19 protein-coding genes are annotated in these 17498 nt (G+C 41.6%); 6 read left to right on the top strand and 13 right to left on the bottom strand.

What is annotated here, in order from left to right; translation table 11 throughout:
• The 6 genes from P8O70_17985 to P8O70_17960 all read right to left on the bottom strand — a co-directional run.
• Positions 1-956: oligogalacturonate lyase family protein (locus P8O70_17985; protein ID MDG2198728.1), on the bottom strand; the 956-nt coding region annotated here is incomplete at its 3' end.
• A gap of 1 nt (position 957) precedes the next feature.
• Positions 958-1884, bottom strand: a complete 927-nt coding sequence (locus tag P8O70_17980; GenBank protein ID MDG2198727.1) for an ABC transporter permease — start codon at positions 1882-1884, stop codon at positions 958-960.
• A gap of 4 nt (positions 1885-1888) precedes the next feature.
• A complete protein-coding gene (locus P8O70_17975) occupies positions 1889-2758 on the bottom strand; it encodes an ABC transporter permease (GenBank protein MDG2198726.1) in 870 nt (289 codons plus the stop codon).
• Positions 2759-2908: 150 nt separating this feature from the next.
• Positions 2909-4525, bottom strand: coding sequence for an ABC transporter substrate-binding protein (locus P8O70_17970; GenBank protein ID MDG2198725.1), 1617 nt, complete (start codon positions 4523-4525; stop codon positions 2909-2911).
• Between the two features lie 114 nt (positions 4526-4639).
• Entirely contained in the window at positions 4640-5560 is a 921-nt protein-coding gene (locus P8O70_17965; GenBank protein MDG2198724.1) for a dihydrodipicolinate synthase family protein, read from the bottom strand.
• 11 nt (positions 5561-5571) lie between these two features.
• Positions 5572-6357, bottom strand: a complete 786-nt coding sequence (locus P8O70_17960) for an IclR family transcriptional regulator (protein ID MDG2198723.1) — start codon at positions 6355-6357, stop codon at positions 5572-5574.
• A 222-nt stretch (positions 6358-6579) separates the two neighbouring features.
• Here P8O70_17960 and P8O70_17955 point away from each other — a divergent pair, with 222 nt between their 5' ends.
• Both P8O70_17955 and P8O70_17950 read left to right on the top strand, forming a co-directional pair.
• The gene (locus tag P8O70_17955) at positions 6580-7368 is read left to right on the top strand and encodes a sulfite exporter TauE/SafE family protein (GenBank protein ID MDG2198722.1); all 789 of its coding nucleotides are present in this window, start codon (positions 6580-6582) and stop codon (positions 7366-7368) included.
• A 20-nt stretch (positions 7369-7388) separates the two neighbouring features.
• Positions 7389-7865 (top strand): NUDIX hydrolase, encoded by a 477-nt coding sequence (locus P8O70_17950; protein ID MDG2198721.1) that lies wholly within the window; start codon positions 7389-7391, stop codon positions 7863-7865.
• A 14-nt stretch (positions 7866-7879) separates the two neighbouring features.
• Here P8O70_17950 and P8O70_17945 read toward each other — a convergent pair whose 3' ends face one another.
• Positions 7880-8539 carry a formylglycine-generating enzyme family protein gene (locus P8O70_17945; GenBank protein ID MDG2198720.1) on the bottom strand — a complete coding sequence of 220 codons (660 nt, stop codon included), beginning with the start codon at positions 8537-8539 and terminating at the stop codon, positions 7880-7882.
• 424 nt (positions 8540-8963) lie between these two features.
• Positions 8964-9221 (bottom strand): hypothetical protein, encoded by a 258-nt coding sequence (locus P8O70_17940; GenBank protein ID MDG2198719.1) that lies wholly within the window; start codon positions 9219-9221, stop codon positions 8964-8966.
• Positions 9222-9506: 285 nt separating this feature from the next.
• Here P8O70_17940 and P8O70_17935 point away from each other — a divergent pair, with 285 nt between their 5' ends.
• A complete protein-coding gene (locus P8O70_17935) occupies positions 9507-10352 on the top strand; it encodes a DUF6279 family lipoprotein (protein MDG2198718.1) in 846 nt (281 codons plus the stop codon).
• 29 nt (positions 10353-10381) lie between these two features.
• Here P8O70_17935 and P8O70_17930 read toward each other — a convergent pair whose 3' ends face one another.
• From P8O70_17930 to P8O70_17910, 5 genes are all read right to left on the bottom strand, one after another.
• Positions 10382-10792, bottom strand: a complete 411-nt coding sequence (locus P8O70_17930) for a MaoC family dehydratase (GenBank protein ID MDG2198717.1) — start codon at positions 10790-10792, stop codon at positions 10382-10384.
• Positions 10793-10806: 14 nt separating this feature from the next.
• Positions 10807-11250: a MaoC family dehydratase N-terminal domain-containing protein gene (locus P8O70_17925; protein ID MDG2198716.1), complete on the bottom strand. Its 444-nt coding sequence runs from the start codon at positions 11248-11250 to the stop codon at positions 10807-10809.
• A gap of 88 nt (positions 11251-11338) precedes the next feature.
• Complete coding sequence (locus tag P8O70_17920; GenBank protein ID MDG2198715.1) at positions 11339-12382, bottom strand: phosphotransferase family protein; 1044 nt, start codon at positions 12380-12382, stop codon at positions 11339-11341.
• Positions 12382-13587, bottom strand: a complete 1206-nt coding sequence (locus tag P8O70_17915; GenBank protein MDG2198714.1) for an acyl-CoA dehydrogenase family protein — start codon at positions 13585-13587, stop codon at positions 12382-12384. The genes P8O70_17920 and P8O70_17915 overlap by 1 nt, the downstream gene beginning before the upstream one ends.
• A 7-nt stretch (positions 13588-13594) precedes the next feature.
• Positions 13595-14335 carry an SDR family oxidoreductase gene (locus P8O70_17910; protein ID MDG2198713.1) on the bottom strand — a complete coding sequence of 247 codons (741 nt, stop codon included), beginning with the start codon at positions 14333-14335 and terminating at the stop codon, positions 13595-13597.
• 230 nt (positions 14336-14565) lie between these two features.
• On the opposite strand from P8O70_17910, the gene P8O70_17905 reads away from it, so the two are divergent.
• From P8O70_17905 to P8O70_17895, 3 genes are all read left to right on the top strand, one after another.
• Entirely contained in the window at positions 14566-15642 is a 1077-nt protein-coding gene (locus P8O70_17905; protein ID MDG2198712.1) for a sugar ABC transporter substrate-binding protein, read from the top strand.
• 107 nt (positions 15643-15749) lie between these two features.
• On the top strand, positions 15750-16493 hold the full coding sequence (locus P8O70_17900; protein MDG2198711.1) for an ATP-binding cassette domain-containing protein: 744 nt from the start codon (positions 15750-15752) through the stop codon (positions 16491-16493).
• 16 nt (positions 16494-16509) lie between these two features.
• Positions 16510-17478: an ABC transporter permease gene (locus P8O70_17895; protein MDG2198710.1), complete on the top strand. Its 969-nt coding sequence runs from the start codon at positions 16510-16512 to the stop codon at positions 17476-17478.
• Positions 17479-17498 lie beyond the last annotated feature (20 nt).

Here is a 17498-nt window from a genome sequence, read left to right as displayed (position 1 = left end):
CCGTTTCCATAGGGGAATGGCCCATTCCAATGCTCACCAACAGATGAAGATTTTGGTAAGCATATTGTCTCATGTTGGAAGTTCTGATCATCTGGATCATAAATTTGTAAGCCAATATCAGGAAAATTTGTGTCAGCAATTATTCTGGAACCTGCGTGGTTAGAAATGGCATGCCAAGCGTTGAAGTGAGTCAGTTGCCTTTCTTTTTTCGTGTGGATGTTGATCGCTCTCATTCCATTAGGCCAATCTACAAAAGCAATCTCATTTGTTTTGGGCAACCATGACTCGTGTGTAATCCACTCTTGAGGCTTTTTCTCATAAACTCTCTGATTTCCAGATCCATCTAGACGGATAGTCCAAACTCTATCTGTTAGAGGTCCAGCATAAAAAATTTGTTCTTCATCATCTGGGCAGAATTGCATGTGTGAAATACTATTTGCTTCCAGTATGTTTTTGCCTTCTCCATTTTCAGTGTCAATGATCATAAATCTTGATTTTTCGGCCACCTTGTAGGTAACACCCCACCATTTCCCAGAATTTGAGAGACACGTTGTTCCCATTGCTGCCGCAACCATCCCTTTCTCTTTCATTCCGTCCGCTTGAAATTCAATAATCTTTTCTTCTTTTCCTGTTTCAACTTCTACCCTCCATCCACTGAAACCAGCTGTCAAATATACGTACTTCCCATTCAAAGAAGGATTTATTGACCATTCATTAAGATCAATGAATTGAGTTATTTGGAATAAATTTTCAGTTTGCATATCCGCAAACATGATTTGAGGAGAACCACTGCGATGAGAGATGAAGAAAAGTTTGTCCTGATTCAAATTATACGCGTTCACATGGAAAAATGGATGATGATGGACTGATTTGTGACTTGTCAACTGAATGATATCATTGCCTGTTTTTTCATCCTTAAAAGACAATGATTCTTTAGGAAACTTCTTTGGCTTCACTTTACCTCCTACTCTGTTTTGGATTCAGCGCATCATTAATTCCGTCACCTAGGAAAATAAAAGCGATTTGGATTATTCCAATGGTGATTGCAGGCACGAGCATCAAGTGAGGGAAGCTCCTCCACAATGATAGGCTGTCTGATAACATACTCCCCCAACTCGCATTTGGTGGTTGAACTCCAACACCAAGAAAACTCAGTGAAGATTCAAGTAAAATTGCTGCTCCAATACCTTGAGTAACTGTTACCACAATTGGTCCGATGGCGTTAGGTACCAAGTGTTTACGCATCATGTGCCAAAAGCCAGACCCCATTGACACGGCAGCTTCGACAAAGACTTGCTGTCTTAGGCTCAAAATTTGTCCTCTAATGATGCGAGCATAACCTGGCCAACTAATTAAGGCGATCGCACCAAAGACAATGACAAAATCTATTAAATAAGTATTTAGAAAAAATGGATTTTTTGTTGTCTGATATAAGGAATCAAAAAAGTTTGATATTGGAGGTTTTATGGAGGCATTGATCAAAATCGCCAACAATAATCCTGGAACTGACATTGTCACATCTGTAAACCACATAAGAATAGCATCTATCTTTCCTCCTGAGAATCCTGCAATTGTTCCAATTATGATTCCTAGAATGAGACTAATAATTGTTGTGGTGAAGGCAACAATTGCTGCAGTACGCGCTCCAAAGATCATTCGACTAAATATGTCTCTGCCCATTGGGTCTGTCCCCATCAGGTGATCTAAACTTGGCTTTTCAAGAGCTCTATCTATGTTTTGAGATAAGAAATCATATGGTGCTATCAAAGGTCCAAGAATAGCAATTACTAAGAACAAAACAACAATCAGGAATCCAATCTGCGCAAGATAATTTTTTGCAAGCCTTGCTAACGCTAATTGAGTTAGACTTTTTGTAGTTTGCATAAAATTAATTATTGATTCTTGGATCTAAGATAAAGTAGATCAGATCTACGATGAGGTTACTTCCCATCACTACTAGTGTGCCAACAAGAACAGTTGACATTATTAAAGGGTGATCAACGTCCCGTATAGCATCTATTGTCATTTTTCCAAAACCAGGAATATTGAAGATTAATTCTACAAACAATGCTCCATTCACTAAAGTAATCATTACAAGACCTAATGAGGTAATGACTGGTGTTAGTGCAGGCCTTAATATATGTTTAAGTATGATTTTTCTTTCGGTTAGGCCTTTTGCTCTTGCTGTTCTTATGTAGTCTTCATTCTTGATTTCCAAAACTGAGGTTCTCATTTGTCGTAGAACAATTGGCAGTGTAGAAATTGCGATAACAACAATTGGTAAAATCACCTGAGTATCGAATAGACCATTCCACCCATACGGAACATTCATTATTGGTACAACCAACACAAAAAACAGCAACAATAGTGGTCCCGTTACAAAGACTGGGATAGCATTTATTGTTACAATTGTACCCACAATAGTTAAATCAATCCATTTGTTATGATATAATGCTGCGATTATCCCCAAGGGGATACCAACTAATGCCATAAAAATGGTGGCAGCAAAACCTAGCTGAATTGAAATCCATAATCTAGGTTTTATCATGTCCAAAACAGGCCGCTGGGCCCGGTAAGAGGTGCCCCAATCACCTTGAGTGATATTGAAAAGATAATTTTTAAACTGCACTATAAATGGGTCGTTTAACCCATATTTTTCTCTCTCACTGTCAATCATTTTTTGATCAAGATACTGTGTATTTCCTAACTCATCGAGAAACATTTGTTTGATAGGGTCACCTCCTCCATAAAACATCATTGCATAGCTTACTAACAAAACTAGTAGTAAGCCTGATATCCATCGAAAAATTCTTATTGAAAGAAAAGATATCATAAAAAAAGGCCGTCAAGGACGGCCTAGTTAGAGTTGAAAATGTAGTAATTTTAGATACTGTGAGTCTAGAAAATATTATTTCGTAATATAAATTTTCCAGGGTGCGTGTCTTGCGATATCAGGACCGCTGAAGACATTTTTTACGTATCCTCTTCTATTGATACTTTCCAAAGGCTTTCCGAGAATGATCATTGGCCAGTCATTGAGGAATAGTCTTTGTGCTTCATGTGCAAGTGCACATCGCTTTGGATGAGATGGTTCCACCATCATCGCCTCTTCCAGCAACATGTCTATCTTTTCGTTCTTGTAAGATCTCATCATTGAACCACTGGCAATTGGTCCCTGAGAATGAGTTCCTTTGAAAACGTAGACTGCTGGATCTGGGAATCTCGCGGCAACATCATCCCTGGAAACGTTGACTTTCTCTTCGTCACTCCCAAAGTTTTGCGGCTTATCCTTGAACTCAACATTTTGAATCCCCAATACTGTCCGCCACTGCTCCATGGCATACTCCATTCCTCTTTTGAGCGGTGGCCATGTAGCACGAGGAGTCACACGAAGTTTAGGCAAATTCTCTGGTCCACCATAACTGGATGCTGCCAAAGCTGCTTTAGCGCCCTCTGGATCATAATCATAATAAACTATGCTATCGTCATAGCATTGTAGATTTGGATCCATGAATTGTCTTGGCATCACTGATTCAAACTGTGATTTCGGGAATGCAGCTTTATAGATCTCCTTGGGATCAACTGCCAAAACAAGCGCTTTACGTACCATGGGGTCATTAGTTGGAGCAGCACTTACATTGAACCAGAATGAATTGAAACCAATTCTTGGGGCCGGTTCAAAAACATCAGGCATGATCTTTTTGAGGATCGGTGAGGGTTGCTGCATTGAAAGATCGACTTGTTCGTTTTGGAACATCGCTGCCAGCGTGTCACCATCATTTACGAACTGGAAGGTAATCTTTTCTAAGTATGGCCCTTCATCCATCCACCAATTATCATTTGGAGTGAAGGTTGCTGTGTTTTGATCGGGATCATACTGGCTTAGTACATACGGTCCTGAAAATGCTGGATTATTCTCAGGTTTCCAGTAATCAAACCCTGACTTTGCCTGACTGCCCTTGACCACATTCATATGTGCTGTGGAAATTCGCCAATGAAAGATTGGATCAGGATTCTTGAGTTTGACTCTAACAGTTGAACCTTCGGCTATGATACCAGAAATTGTATCAATCTTTTTCTCTCTCGCATCTTCAAACCCCTGTACGTTACCAATGTAACCTACGATCCTTCCATTCCGAGAATCAGGATTTGCCATGGCTTCCCAAGTATCTTTTGCGTCTTGGGCAGTAAGTTTCGAACCATCAGAAAACTTTGCTCTTGGATCAATACTGAAAGTCCATTCTGTAAATTCAGAATTTGACTCCCATTTGTTAAAAACTCCTGGCTGAAGTTCTTTGTTTTCATCAAAGTACATTGGGGGCACCCAAAGAAATGACTGCCAATTTTGATGATCACCACCCCCACTTAGTCCTGTAAAGATGAAAGAATTTTCACCTGCAGATGATGTGGCAATTCTTAAAACCTGTTCTTCAGCTGCATCGCTGGGGAGAGCTTTGTGACCTCCCGCAAAAATTTGTCCTGCAGCCAATGAAATTGCCACCATGAATAAGCTAAATCTTTTCATATTTCCTCATTCTAAATCAACTTTTTAAAGATCCTGTTAGGCCTTACTATCTACCAAATATCTAGTGGTTCTATGGTGGTCTGATAACTTGTTTTGATCTCATTATTTTCTCCATTAAAAACCTGCTCTACTTACAGCAGATTGAATTTTCTGATACGCTGCTCCTTCTGGTTTTTTAATTGGCTTTCTGACTGCATCGCATTTTAATCTACCAGACAAGAACATCGCGGTTTTCATTCTTGCATGTGCCTCTCCTGAGGGCTCTCCACTGGCATAAACTGCCTCTTTTAGAGGAAGAATCCATTCCTGAATTTCTTGTGCGCCCTTTAAATCACCCACTTTTACGCATTCATAAAGTTTGGTTATTTTATCTGGTATAAATGAAGCAAAACCTACTAAAGCACCATCAACACCCTGAACCATAGATGCAAGTAAATATTCATCATGACAGGTTAGAATTGTAACTCCTTCCCCATTTTCTCTAATGGCTTTAATATCTCTTGCATATTGTGACATTTCCCGAGTGCCTAATTTAATTGTAGTTACCCACTCGAGTTTTGAAAGTTCTCCCAATAAACCAGAACTATAATTTGCTTTTGTCCAAGCTGGATAAATATGGGCAACTAAATTTAAACCACTTGTTTCTCCAAGTTCTGAAAAATACTCAATTGCATGATCATCAGAAAAACCAAATCTCAGCCAATGATGAAAAGGCATCACTAACAAACCATCTGCCCCAGCCTCTTTTAGCATTCCAGCTTGTTCAATTCCCTCCTGAATACCTTCCACAGCAATTCCGGAAACCACCGGCACTTTTCCATCCACAGCTTCAACAACCGCTTTCGTTACTTCTGCCCTTTCTTTTGGTGATAATGAAAAAATTTCTCCTGTATGACCATTTGTCACCAGACCATTTACTCCCTCAAAACTTATGAGCCAATTTGCAAATCTCTGAAGTTCTTTATAGTCAATTTCAAAATTCTCTTTCATTGGGCACTGCATTGCTGGCAAGATTCCCTTGTAGCCAAATCTCATAAATTACTCCTTTAATTGTTTTCACAAGATCCAAGAATGGAAAGTGCTGGCCCTAGCTGAGCCGTTGTATTTAGCAAATGGTTTATATGATTATCAATGAATGAATCTTTCGTAGAATTTAACTGAAGACCTGCGATGCTTATTGCTCCAACTGGATTTTTACTTTGGTCTAGTATTGGTGATGCCAAAACTCGAATTGCAGGTGCGGGCTCAGTGTAGCACCATCTTTTTTTTCTAATTTTTTGAAGCTCTTTGATGATTTTTTCCAACTCAATTTTTTGCTTGCTGTAAGGATCAACCAGTTCTTGTTTTTTTAAAATATCAAGTGATCTTTCTTGTGTGAGGAATGCTAAAATGCTTTTACCAATCGCTGTGTAATATGTGGGAATTCTGGTTCCAATTCTTATATCAACACCTAGTCTGAAAGCATTAGATTGTACTCGGTCAATGTAAACAACATCTACATTGTCTAAGATACCAAAACTAACAACTTGTTTTGTTGTCTTAGCCAAGCTTAATAATTCAGGGCGTACTATCTCACGAATTTCCATTCTACTCATGGCCGAAAAACCTAGATTTAAAATCTTAAAGGTTAAACTATATCGCCTAGTCTGATCTGAAAAACGTAAATAGCCCAGTTCGGTTAGTGTCTTTAAAATGCGGTGTGTTGTACCAGGTCCATAACCTGTTTCTTGCTCAATCTCAGTTAGTGTTAAATTAGGCCTAATACTAGAAAACTGCTCTAATACTTTCAGAGCTTTTTCAAGTACATAAATAAAATTTTTATTTTTTTCCAATTTCGGATACCGAAAAAATTTTCGTTTTTTTTTTGCAAATAATATTTTTAACTTAAATCATGTCAAGTTTTTTGTCCTACAAAATATTGAATTCTTTTGGTCTGAAAATTGGTCAGAGTTCGATTTGATAGTGCAGATCAGCACTTTCAAACTGAAAGCTATTTTGCTGAGATATATTGGGGTTTTCCAAAAATCCTCACCAACAATCTTTTGATAAAATAAATGGGGACTACAGACTTGGGATCAATTTTTCAGATTGAAATCGTACTGATTTTTTTATTTGCTGGTATCATCAAGGGCCTAATTGGTTTAGGTGTTCCGATGATCACACTCTCCTTGATGAGTCTTTTTCAACCTGTTCCAAGCGCAGTCGTTATTACACTCCTTCCAAGTTTTTTGACAAATGTCTGGCAAGGAGGCAAAGGTGGAAATTTTATAAAGCTTAGCAGGAAATTATGGGGGTTGATTATTATGGTGCCTCCAGGAGTCTGGATCGGGACTTATTTTCTTGATAAATTTGAAGTGCCCTGGTTTTCAGTAATTCTAGGCAGTTTACTGATTATTTTTGGTGTTTTGAGTTTAAGTGGAATCGATCTCCAAGTCCCTGAAGGTCAAGAAAATTACTGGGGAATTTTAGTGGGCATTGTCGGAGGTTTAATGCTGGGTATGACTGGTATTTTTTCTGTTCCCAGCGTCTTCTACCTCTACGGTTTAAAATTGACTAGGGACGAATTGGTACAAGCGTTAGGAATTGTTCTCAATATCGTGACTGTTTTTCTGGCAATAGCACTGTACCGCATGGGAATTCTCTACGAAAAACAGTTACTCTTATCTATTGGCGCATTGTTTGGAACAGTTTGCGGAATGGCGATTGGCCAACAAATTCGTCGCCATATCTCAGAAGGGCTTTTCCGAAAAAATTTTCTAAGTTTCCTTATGATTCTCGGGACTTACATCATCACGAATGCTTTGAATGAATTGGGGGTTCTCACCCTATCAGTCAGCGAGTAATCCCTTGAGAAAGTTAAATAATGCCTGAATCCAGAGAGTATCCATCACGCCCTTTTGTGGGAGTAGGAGTCGTGGTTTTGAAAGATGAAGATGTGCTACTGATCCGCCGAGGCCGGCCCCCGAGATTGGGAGAGTGGAGTCTTCCAGGAGGTGCTCAGTCCATTGGAGAAACAGTTGAGGAGACAGCCAGCAGGGAAGTGTTGGAAGAAACTGGCGTACAAATTCAGCAGCCCCAATTTCTAGAAGTTGTGGACTCAATCATCCGAGATGACAATCAACAAGTTCGCTTCCACTATACCCTGATCGATTACTGGGCAAATTGGGCATCAGGAACTCCGCTAGGTTCAGATGACGCTCAACACGCTGAGTGGATTTCTTTCAACAAACTGGAAGATCTTGGCTTATGGTCAAAAACTGTCGAAGTGATCCAGAAAGCCAGGAAACTGAGAGAAAGAGAATCTGTGGTGGGAATTTCTGGTCGTAATTTCAGAAAATGAAGATTTTTTGAAATTCAGAGATCTGAGGCACATCTAAAACCAATATAAATCGCATAAAAATCTTTTGGTTTGTATGCGGAGTGTTCCCGGTGCATTGGTCGGGCTCCATACCACCAAGAGCCTCCTCTTGTGCGAGCTTGCACCCCTTCCCCTTGAATCCATTCCCAGACGTTGGCTCCCATTTCATAAAGCCCGTTTACCCCAGCCTTGCTGTTTCCAGCCAAAGTATGACCCGTCCCACGACGCAAGTTTATACCGTGATCCACTGAGAGCGATGGGCCACACTCTGCCAGACAATTTGCACCAGTTGGATCATCTCCAGTGGGATAGTCATAGATTTTTCCGAATTCAAAAGCAGCAGGTGGGTTTCTTCTTTGCTCATGATAAGCCATACTAGCCCATTCTTCATCAGTTGGTAAACGCTTACCAACCCACTCACAGTATGCTTGGGCTTCTGCATAATTCAGATGCACTGCAGGTTCTTGATCATTCGCTTCAACTCCATGTGGTCTCTGCCAAGTCCAACCAGGCCTACGCTCCCATCCAGCACCATACTCAAAACCACCACCCTCTACCTCAGCTCGGGAACGAAACTTTGTTGCTTCGACAAATTTTCGAAAATCTCCAATCGTTACTTCAGTCCGATCCATCTGGAAATCATTGAACTTCTGCATGTCCTTACCTTGTCCAGATGCAGTTGAAACAATTGAAAAAAAAAGACAAATCATTAGGGTGATACTTGGCTTTCTGCACATCAAATTCATGAAAAGATTTGGTTAGCTCAGAGTTGGGTTATCGTTTGTCGTACAAGAAAGGGAGCGTTACTAAGGTAGGCTAGTGAGGATAAGATCATCAACCCTGAATTCCTTGGGATCAACGATCTCTCTGCATCAGACAGTTGATTGATCAAGCTTCAATCAACTCAGGTCATAGTTGAACCTTGTGCCGTGGTTTTCAGTTACACTTTTCGTGATTTTCAGAAGAAAAATCATAGTCCATCAGATATTGCATGAACCAGTCGAAATAATCTTGCTCTAGAAAGCTCCAAAGCGTCAAAACATTCCGATCCTTCTCCCAATCATCCCTGGCTTTTCGTATTCAATCCATTGCCAAAGTATGTTCTCTCCGATGTTCAGATAGAAAGGGGTATCCCGAACTGATCATACGTTCTTCTTCAACTGTAAATCGATGCTTGGTGTGTCTTTCAAGACGATCCAGCCACTCATCAATGACTTCATCTTCTGAAGAAGGCAACACCTCAATGAATTTCTCAAGGATCTCGATTTCCTCCTTTTGAAGCTGATTGACTACCCATAGATTTTGCCAGAGCGCAGTTTGATTTAATTGAACTGACATGGGACCTCCGAGGAAGTGAGGGATCATCATCTCACTTCCTCAAGAAAGAACATAAAATACCTTTTTAATGATTTTTATAAAAATTTTCAAATAAAAATTATTATGACAGAATATGCTCTAATCTTTCCTAGCCCCTCCAACTTGAAAACCTCACTATGTAGTCAACCCATTGCAATCTTTTCTAAAATTGACCTATGATTTCTCTGGTATTCAAATGAACGCACAGTCTGGTAAACTGAAAATAATTCTCGAATTACCTGCATATTTCAAAATGACTGAAAAAGTATGATTCTGTTAAAAATAGTTAGAGTAGCTTGGCCGGTAGGGCTTCTGCTCTTACTGGGAAGCTGTAACACGCTTTATCTAGGTTACAACAACCTAAACTGGCTAACACGCTGGAGGCTAGATTCTTACCTCGACCTTACAAGTGAGCAAGACAGATGGCTGAATGTGCAATTAGCTGAACACATTGCTTGGCACCGCAAAGAAGAGTTGCCCCATTATGTTGACTTTCTTAGAGACATCCAGATAAAAGCTCGGGATGGATTGACTCGAAAAGAATGGAGGGAAGGGCTTGAAAAGGTTGAGCTTGGTTGGAAGCGAATCTTGGACCGATTGCGACCGGATGCCGCTAAATTACTGGCTGATTTGGATCCGGAACAAGTGGAGGAATTGCGGAGTGAGTTCCAAGAAGAGAACGAGGAAATAGCAGAACATTTAGATGAACCGAACGCACAAAGAGGAGAGAAGCGCCGTGAGCGCAGGCAGGAGAGTCTCGAGGAATGGTTCGGTGATTGGTCACCGGAACAACTTCTGGCTTTGGAGGGCATCTGGCAAAAATCCCGACCCGAAGTTGATGAAACGAAATCTCGCTTGAAACGCCGAGAGAAGTCACAAGCAGAGTTTTTCAATTTTCTGAATCAACAACCAAATCAAGAACAGGCACAGCAATGGCTGATAGGCTGGCAACGTCAGCTTCAAGAAAACGATCAGCAAAATGATTGGCGTAGCCGGTATGAAGCCAGAATACTAGGGATTGATCAAATACTCACTGCTCTGCAGCGAGAACACGCGCTGGCAAAACTAGAGGAATATACTGTTGAAATAGAAAAACTTATTGCTGAAAACTAAACCAGCAGCTGTTTAATAAGTGCTCGGTTTTAATCCAAAAGAACCTCTGCTTCTCCAATGATTGTTTGGGCTTGCGGGGTATCTGCAAACAGTTCAATCCTCGCCAACCACCTCCCGTCTTCTTCCCATTTATTTGTAATTCGACCTGAACAGCAAATACCCTCCCCAATGTGCATCATTGCAGTAAAGCGGGCCTGATAGCTGCGTATCTGCTTTTGTGAAATCCAATTAGTTAACATCTTGCCAAGGTAACCCATCGAGAGCATCCCATGCGCAATCACATCATCCAGCCCTGCCTCTTTCGCGTAATCAAAATCAACATGAATTGGATTGTGATCTCCTGAAGCGCCGCAGTACAAGGCGAGAGCATGCCTTGTGAGTGGCTCAGTTGTCATCACAGGAAGTTCGTCTCCAATGTTCCAATCTGCAGCTTTGGGCATATTCTCAAAACTCTCTAAGCATTTCTGAAGACGTAGGTAGTCTGACTCTCAACACAAAGGATATCATTCTGATTGGTCAGCGTGTTATCTGAAACAACAAACTCCAGTTGTTCATTTTTCTTATCGAAAATTTCCCGGATGGTTTTGACGAATGTAATCTGATCACCTGCACAGATCAGCTGGTGATAGGTAAACTTTTGCTCTGCATGCAGCAAGTGCTTTACGTTCTGCCCAAAAAATTCACAAAGCGCCTCTAAATCCAAAGCATCCGACTCCAGCATAAATGGGAAAGTCGGTGGAGCGAGCAGATCTGAATAACCCTCAGCGCAGGCTGCATCAGCATCACTGTAAACTGGATCTGTTAGGCCCAGCGCTTTAGCCACAAACTTTAGTCGTCCAGCCTCGACGGCAAGCTGAACAGGCTCAAAGGAATAGCCAATCAAGTTTTTGTCAATCATTCCTTCTTTCCACTTGGGGCTTCTTTTAGATGTTTTATGTGTAAGAATTGTCCTTACAGGAAATCAATTTCTAAAATAGAAATTCAATTCAAAAAGCATGAGGAATTCCTTTTGAAATTTCCAGTCCCCTCACTGCAAAGTGTTCCGCCAGAGGACCAAGAGTTTTTGCTTTGGGATCTGCTGCATTACCTTCTCGGGCCCGATCTGCAATTCCAACAAAGATTACTGCAAATCGGTAAAGCGCAAACGCAGTATGAAAGGGTTGAGGTGTTGACACTTGATTGAGAGAAGCCATGTACCGACCTACAAAATCTTCCTCGGTTGGTAAGGCAAGCTCATTCAGATCAAAACCCAGCAGACCGCCATATTCATCGGGTGAGGTATGCCAGGGCATACAACAAAAGCCAAGATCTGCTAGAGGGTGTCCCAATGTAGAGAGTTCCCAATCAAGAATTGCCGATACTCTCACTTCGGTTGGGTGAAACAGTAAGTTTCCCAGACGGAAATCTCCATGACACAGCGAAACCGCGCCATCATCTGCTGGTAGATTTCCCAACAGCCAATCGTACAGATCCTCAATCGGTTGAATGGGTCTAGATGGTGAGTTCTGATACTGCCTTACCCAACGTGAGATTTGCCGTTCGAAATAGTTGCCTGGTTTTCCATAATCAGCCAGTCCGACCTCCTCAGGCCGAATTGAATGAAGACTGGCCAGTGTCTCGGCAACAGCCATCCAAATCGGAGTACGTTCCTCCGCTGGCAACTCCGATAATGAAGTCTCAGTGAACACACGTCCCTCTACTCGCTGCATCAGGTAAAAGGGGGTTCCCAGCAACTCTGGCTCAGCACAATACAAGACAGGCTCAGGTACAGGAACAGACGTTAGGTGAAGCACCTCGAGTACTCTATATTCACGGTCAACTGCATGGGCACCTTTCAAGATTGGACCATTCGGTTGCTTTCTCAGTACTAGATTTTGCTCACCCCAATTCAAGAAATACGTTGGATTTGATTGACCTCCACTGATTCTGCTCAACTGAAATATTCCACAATCAGCCCCAAGCCTTGCTGTTAAAAAGCGCCCAAGTGATTCCTCATTAAAATCCACTTCACCATTCAAATCGGCCTTCATCACTCTCCGACCCCCCAATTCCAGAAATCATTACCTTCTTTCTCCAGATACCCGTTCAACACCATTTTATGCACTTCATCAGCTCCATCCACCAATCTGGCCTGACGGGCATAGCGATAAATCCACTCAAGAATAGTGTCTTTTGAGTAGCCCCGTGCCCCATTGATTTGAATGGCAACATCTGCTGCCTTGGATAACAGATTGGCAACCTGGATCTTGGCCATGGAGACCTCTCTCTGTGCAAAGCCGCCGCGGTCGATTTCCCAAGCAGCTTTCATGACCAGCATTCGGCCTACTTCGATCTGCATCGCAAGATCACCCAGCATCATTTGGACGCTCTCACGCTCAAACAATTTAACTCCGAATCCTTCTCGGCGGACTGCATATTCACTGGCAATTTCAACACACCGTTTAGCTAGCCCAAGCCAGCGCATACAGTGAGTGAGCCTTGCAGGACCCAACCTAGTCTGGATAACTTTCAGGCCACGGCCTTCCTCTAAAAGAATATTCTCCTTGGGAATTCGTAGCGCGTTAAAATTCAATTCACAATGGCCACCGTGTTCCTCAGGTCCCATAATCGGAATACGGCGAACGATTTCCCAACCCGGGTTATCACGATGAAACAAAAAAGCAGTGTGCCCTCGGCGAGCATCTTCAGAGGTGCGTGCGATCAAAATGAAATGGGCTGCCCCCTCAGCACCTGTAATGAACCATTTCTTTCCTTCAATTACGTAATCATCGCCATCTCTTTTTGCCCATGTTTGCATCATGCCTGGATCAGAACCTGAACCTGGGGCAGGCTCTGTCATCACAAACGCTGAACGCACAACACCGTCTGCAATGGGAGCTAACCAGTAAGCTTTCTGCTCAGCAGTGCCCAGTTTTTCAAGCACCATCATATTGCCATCGTCTGGAGCCGCAGAGTTAAAAACTACTGGCCCAAAAATCGACCTGTTCATTGCTTCGTAACAGACCGACATTCCCATCTTACCAAGGCCTAGTCCTCCAGCTTCCGGGGAAAGTTGCAGACACCATAGTCCTTCTTGGCGAGCCTTTTGTCTCAATGTTTGAAGTGCCTCATACCCAATATTCTCATGTGGGTCCCAAGTCGAGCGATCTGTTTCAACAGGTAAGACATCTTGATCGACAAATCTAGCTATTCGATCACGCAATGAGGCTATTTCTGGTGAGATCGTGAAATCCAAGTCAATCCTATAAGCTGGAAACTAGGTGACCCCCATCCACTACCAGTACAGATCCAGTCATGTAGGCGGAGGCATCTGAGGCAAGCAGAAGAAGTGGCGCATCCAGATCAGAAAGTTGACCCAATCGACGCTGAGGAATTCGGCGGATCAAAGCCTGGCCAGCCTCACTTTCGAGGAATGCTTTGTTGAAGGGTGTCTCAATGTAGCCTGGGCAGAGTGCATTAACGCGGATCTGATGGCGTGCCCACTCCAAAGCAAGGGCCTTGGTCAGCTGGACTATCGATGCCTTTGAAACAGCATAAGCAGAGACCTGAACAGCCACCCGGAGACCAAGGATTGAAGCAATGTTGATGATCGAACCACCACGAGATGACATTTGCTGCGCAGCTGCTTGGGCCACGGCAAACACGCCAGTGAGATTGGTTTGAAGAACGTTTTCAAATTCTTCAATCTTCATATCCATAGCCCTACCCGAGCCACTGATTCCAGCGTTGTTGATCACGACATCATAGGGATCGGCTGAAAAGGCCTTTTTCACGGAAATATTATCTGTCACATCAAGCTCCAGGGCTTCCGCAACATATCCATCCATACAGATTTCTTCTGAAGCTTCTTGAACTTTGCTGAACCTACGCGCAGCCAGAGTCACTTTTGCACCAGATTTGGCCATAATCTGAGCGAAATGAAGCCCCAATCCGCTCGAGGCGCCTGTGACCAGTACCCGTTTGCCTGTTAGGGTCAGTTCCATATGTGGTGATTCAGTTACAAATTCATGGATCTAAAGTTATTCCACAATATATCTAGGGTTATTCATACTAACTTTTTTCAGAGAAAACTTAAAATTTACATCATTTGATATCATTTATAAACAGATAGTTAATTCTAGCTTTTAATCAAAAATTTCTAGAATAAATGTTAACATTTAAAACAAAAAAATCATAAATTACTTGACTATCAATGAGATTTGTAAGACACAGATTGATTGTCCTTCTGGTAGCTAAAGCCACCAGAATATTTGTAAGACCATCATTGGAGGCTTTCATGTCTAATAGATTTGGTATCAGCAAATCATCCATTGCAATAACAGTGATAGCACTGAGTGCCCTGTTTTTGGGTCTGACTTTTTCACCAAAAGTTGGGAAAGCAGAACCTATGAAGATCGCATACCTCTCACCTTCTTTTGACATTTCAGATGCTTGGGAAAGGGTGTTTTGGGCTATTCAGGGGCGGCTTGATGAATTAGGAGTAGATTACGAGATTCAATCTCTGGCAGTCTCGTCACACGTTGATCACGCCGGTCAACTTGCCCAGGTAGAATCTGTAATTGCAAAAGGTGTAGATTATGTATTTTTGGGGCCCACAGAATATGAGGCTGCAATCCCAGCACTCAGGAAACTGAAACAAGCAAACGTGCCAACTATAGTCTATAACTATTTGGAACCCCATGAAGATGAAAAGGCAAGAGCAATGACATATGTTGCTTTTTCACACATGTTGGGTGGGAAAATCTCAGGTTCTTGGGCCAGCATGCATCTAGGAGGTAAAGGTAAAATCGCTATCTTACAAGGTGCCCCTGGAGTCGCGAGTGATAGAAGGATGGCGGGGTTCTTAAGTGTTGTTGAACAATATCCCGACATAGAAGTAATTGTCGGCCCCCATACTGACTTCGATAGAAGTAAAGCCTACGATGCTGCCCAGAATCTACTGGCAGCTCATGACGATCTTGATCTCATTTACGGTGTTTCAACTACAATAGGTCTAGGGGCCGGCCAAGCTGTAAAACAAATTGGAAAATCTGACCAAATAGCAACCATGGGTTTTGGCGGCACTGGCGATGAAATAGTAGCAATGAAAGAGGGCTGGCTGACTGCCTCTATTCTGAGGCCTATTGACGATAGTGGTGTAGGTGTGGCTGACGCATTCGTTGCACACAGTAAGGGTGATACTCCTCCACAAAGCTGGTCTGGCCCATTTAAGATGATTGACAGATGGTCAGATGCCGAAGAAATCGTAACTTACTCTAACCGTTACTCTAAGCCAAAGATGGGAAGATGATTTAAAATAATTATGAGGCTGATATTGAAATGATGACAAGGCCAGCTTTTATTCAGTTTCAGGATCAGCCCTATTAAATTCAGAATCAAATCAGAAAAATACTAAAGATGAAGCCTTTTTTAATTACTAAGAATCTTACCAAAAGTTACGGAGGACTAAAAGCTATTGACAATATAAATATCGAAATAAAATCTGGTGAGATCTTGTCTTTGGTTGGGGATAATGGAGCTGGCAAGTCGACTTTTGTGAGAACAATTGCTGGGGTCCAGTTACCGGATGATGGGATTATTGAAATTGAAAATAATGAAGTGAAGCTCGAAAGTCCAAATAGAGCCAGCGAATATGGTATTGGCTGTTTGCATCAGGGATTGGGTTTGATTGACACATTAAATGTTCCAGAGAATGTATTTTTAGGGCGCGAGCTGCAGAAAAAAGTTTTTGGAATTTTCCCTCAATTGGATAATCAAAGAATGAGAGAAGAAACAAAGCAGCTACTGGAACAATTCAGTATCAAGTTACCAAAGCTGAATGACGCTGTTGTTCACTTATCAGGTGGGCAGAGGCAGACAATAGCAATCAGCAGATTACTACTTCAGAAAGTCAAACTTGTGATTATGGATGAACCGATGGCAGCGCTCGGGGTAGATGAGGGAAGTAAGGTGCTGAATTTGATTGAAAAAATGAAATCAGAAAATATTGGAGTTTTGATAATCAGTCACAATTTGGAGCATGTATTTCGACTTTCGGATCGTATCGCTGTAATGAAGAATGGCAAACTACTAAACGTATTAGATTCAAAAAACACTACACGGGAAGAAGTTGTAAAACTTATTACGTTTGGCACATCATAAAAATTTACAAGATATTATGTCAGAACTTTCAATTGGCCACGCAGATAAAAAATGGATTTTTCAAGGAATTGGTTTAACAATTGTTGTTATCCTGCTTGCGATCATTTTTTCATTCATAAATCCGAAATTTGCCACCACCACTAACCTGTTAAACATTTTAACTCAGGCTTCATATTATATTATTCTAGCAGTGGGAATGACATTTGTAATTGCAGCTGCTGGGATTGATTTGTCAGTGGGCTCTTTACTCGCTTTAATTACTGTTATAAATTTTGAACTAATTAAAGGTGGATTGAACCCTTTTATAGGTGTAATTTTGATGTTCTTGATGGGTGGTATCTTGGGGGCTTTCACCGGATATCTCATCTCATATATAAATATACCTCCCTTCATAGCAACTCTTGGAGTAATGGTAAGTCTTAGGGGACTAGCGCTTGTTCATTCTGCTGGTAAAATGCATTATGGATTACCTGAATCTTTAACATGGTTTGGTCAAGGTGAAATCTTAGGAATTCCAATACCGGTTTTGATATCTTTAATTTTTGCTCTCTTCGGTGCTTGGCTTTTTAACAGAACTAAATTTGGATTACATGTAAGATCGATCGGGGGAAACCGTGAGGCAGCTCGATTAGCTGGAATTAATGTCAAAATCATTGAGATATTGGTCTACAGCTTCATGGGCTTGTGTGTTGCACTGGGTGGTTTGATTATGATTGCAAGAATTGATTCAACCCAAGCTACAATAGGAACATCCATGGAAATTCATGTGATTGCTGCAGTCATCATAGGTGGGACTAGCCTATTTGGTGGCAAAGGAACAGTTTTTGGTACTTTATTGGGAGCTATACTTCTTTCAATGATGACCAACGCTCTTGTAATTGCAGGTGTTGACTACTTCTGGCAATTGTTCATTATGGGTATAATTGTCCTAATTGCAGTAACTATTAACAATTTCAGAGATAGGAAGCTGTCATTTAATGTTTGAAGAATAGAATCAAGAATTTT

This window comes from SAR324 cluster bacterium (genome assembly GCA_029245725.1).
In the GTDB taxonomy this organism is placed as follows: domain Bacteria; phylum SAR324; class SAR324; order SAR324; family NAC60-12; genus JCVI-SCAAA005.
This window is presented reverse-complemented; position numbering and strand designations above follow the sequence as displayed.